This is a genomic window from Streptomyces sp. SID5910, assembly GCF_009862125.1.
In the GTDB taxonomy this organism is placed as follows: Bacteria; Actinomycetota; Actinomycetes; order Streptomycetales; family Streptomycetaceae; genus Streptomyces.
On record NZ_WWHX01000213.1, the window covers coordinates 1 to 428 of the forward strand.

Annotated in this window: 1 protein-coding gene; it reads right to left on the reverse strand. The window is 76.4% G+C overall.

Going from position 1 to position 428, the window contains the following annotated elements; genetic code table 11:
* On the reverse strand, window positions 1-428 hold a 428-nt coding region (locus GTW67_RS07515; protein WP_346010591.1), incomplete at both ends, for a biotin/lipoyl-containing protein.

Consider the following 428-nt stretch of genomic DNA (forward strand, 5'->3'; position numbering starts at 1 on the left):
GGGATCTCGGTGTCGACCTTGTCCGTCGACACCTCCAGCAGCGGCTCGTCGGCCTCGACGCTGTCACCGACCGACTTCAGCCAGCGGGTGACGGTGCCCTCGGTGACGGACTCGCCGAGCGCGGGCAGGACCACGTCCGTGCCCTCGGCGGCACCGCCGCCACTCTGACCGGCAGCGGCGTCGGCGGTGGGAGCGGGCGCCGGGGCGGCCTGCTCGGTGGACGGCGCGGCCGCGGCGGGCTCGGGCGCCGGCTCGGCGACCTGCTCGGCCTGCGGGGCGGCCTCGGCGGCCGGGGCGCCGGAGCCGTCGTCGATCAGGGCCAGCTCGGCGCCGACCTCGACCGTCTCGTCCTCGGCGACCTTGATGGAGGACAGCACGCCGGAGGCGGGGGCCGGGATCTCGGTGTCGACCTTGTCCGTCGACACCTC